1 tRNA gene and 2 rRNA genes (1 of these 3 cut by a window edge) are annotated in these 2,500 nt (G+C 49.4%); all 3 read right to left on the reverse strand.

Annotation, left to right across the window (positions count from 1 at the left end):
• A 23S ribosomal RNA gene (locus QMQ21_RS19115) occupies window positions 1–1,746 on the reverse strand; the annotation flags it as partial.
• A gap of 125 nt (window positions 1,747–1,871) precedes the next feature.
• Window positions 1,872–1,944, reverse strand: a tRNA-Ala gene (locus tag QMQ21_RS19120).
• A 51-nt stretch (window positions 1,945–1,995) separates the two neighbouring features.
• Window positions 1,996–2,500: ribosomal RNA gene (locus tag QMQ21_RS19125) — 16S ribosomal RNA — on the reverse strand (it continues 1,042 nt past the right edge of the window).

Genomic DNA, 2,500 nt, shown 5'->3' on the forward strand with positions numbered 1-2,500 from the left:
TAAAGTCAGCACCCCTTCTCCCGAAGTTACGGGGTCATTTTGCCGAGTTCCTTAACGAGAGTTCTCTCGCTCACCTGAGGCTACTCGCCTCGACTACCTGTGTCGGTTTGCGGTACGGGTAGAGTATGTTTAAACGCTAGAAGCTTTTCTTGGCAGTGTGACGTCACTAACTTCGCTACTAAACTTCGCTCCCCATCACAGCTCAATGTTATAGAACTAAGCATTTGACTCAGTTCACACCTCACTGCTTAGACAGACACTTCCAATCGTCTGCTTTAGTTAGCCTACTGCGTCCCTCCATCACTACATACTCTAGTACAGGAATATCAACCTGTTGTCCATCGGATACACCTTTCGGTCTCTCCTTAGGTCCCGACTAACCCAGGGCGGACGAGCCTTCCCCTGGAAACCTTAGTCTTACGGTGGACAGGATTCTCACCTGTCTTTCGCTACTCATACCGGCATTCTCACTTCTATGCGTTCCAGCACTCCTCACGGTACACCTTCATCACACATAGAACGCTCTCCTACCATACCTATAAAGGTATCCACAGCTTCGGTAAATTGTTTTAGCCCCGGTACATTTTCGGCGCAGGGTCACTCGACTAGTGAGCTATTACGCACTCTTTGAATGAATAGCTGCTTCTAAGCTAACATCCTAGTTGTCTGTGCAACCCCACATCCTTTTCCACTTAACAATTATTTTGGGACCTTAGCTGGTGGTCTGGGCTGTTTCCCTTTCGACTACGGATCTTAGCACTCGCAGTCTGACTGCCGACTATAATTCATTGGCATTCGGAGTTTATCTGAGATTGGTAATCCGGGATGGACCCCTCACCCAAACAGTGCTCTACCTCCAAGAATCTCTAATGTCGACGCTAGCCCTAAAGCTATTTCGGAGAGAACCAGCTATCTCCAAGTTCGTTTGGAATTTCTCCGCTACCCACAAGTCATCCAAGCACTTTTCAACGTGCCCTGGTTCGGTCCTCCAGTGCGTCTTACCGCACCTTCAACCTGCTCATGGGTAGGTCACATGGTTTCGGGTCTACGTCATGATACTAATTCGCCCTATTCAGACTCGGTTTCCCTACGGCTCCGTCTCTTCAACTTAACCTCGCATCATAACGTAACTCGCCGGTTCATTCTACAAAAGGCACGCTCTCACCCATTAACGGGCTCGAACTTGTTGTAGGCACACGGTTTCAGGTTCTATTTCACTCCCCTCCCGGGGTGCTTTTCACCTTTCCCTCACGGTACTGGTTCACTATCGGTCACTAGGGAGTATTTAGGGTTGGGAGATGGTCCTCCCAGATTCCGACGGGATTTCACGTGTCCCGCCGTACTCAGGATACTGCTAGGTACAAAGACTATTTTAAATACGAGGCTATTACTCTCTTTGGCTGATCTTCCCAAATCATTCTTCTATAATCTTTGAGTCCACATTGCAGTCCTACAACCCCGAAGAGTAAACTCTTCGGTTTGCCCTCCTGCCGTTTCGCTCGCCGCTACTAAGGCAATCGCTTTTGCTTTCTCTTCCTGCAGCTACTTAGATGTTTCAGTTCACTGCGTCTTCCTCCTCACATCCTTAACAGATGCGGGTAACAGGTAGTACCTGTTGGGTTCCCCCATTCGGAAATCCCTGGATCATCGCTTACTTACAGCTACCCAAGGCATATCGTCGTTTGTCACGTCCTTCTTCGGCTCCTAGTGCCAAGGCATCCACCGTGCGCCCTTATTAACTTAACCTTATTTTTTTGACCTTTCAGTCATAAACTCTTATTAATACTACAGCGTTTTCGGTTTATTTTCTTGTTACTATTTGATATAGATATTCAATTTTCAATGTGCATTACTTGGTGATCTCTCACCAATGGAGCCTAGCGGGATCGAACCGCTGACCTCCTGCGTGCAAAGCAGGCGCTCTCCCAGCTGAGCTAAGGCCCCACAAGACCTCTCAAGACTAAACAAGACCAATGCGCAGTTCCTTATCCTTAGAAAGGAGGTGATCCAGCCGCACCTTCCGATACGGCTACCTTGTTACGACTTCACCCCAATCATCTATCCCACCTTAGGCGGCTGGCTCCTAAAAGGTTACCTCACCGACTTCGGGTGTTACAAACTCTCGTGGTGTGACGGGCGGTGTGTACAAGGCCCGGGAACGTATTCACCGCGGCGTGCTGATCCGCGATTACTAGCGATTCCGACTTCATGTAGGCGAGTTGCAGCCTACAATCCGAACTGAGACTGGCTTTAAGAGATTAGCTTGCCGTCACCGGCTTGCGACTCGTTGTACCAGCCATTGTAGCACGTGTGTAGCCCAGGTCATAAGGGGCATGATGATTTGACGTCATCCCCACCTTCCTCCGGTTTATTACCGGCAGTCTCGCTAGAGTGCCCAACTGAATGATGGCAACTAACAATAGGGGTTGCGCTCGTTGCGGGACTTAACCCAACATCTCACGACACGAGCTGACGACAACCATGCACCACCTGTCACCTC

Source organism: Streptococcus bouchesdurhonensis (genome assembly GCF_948472335.1).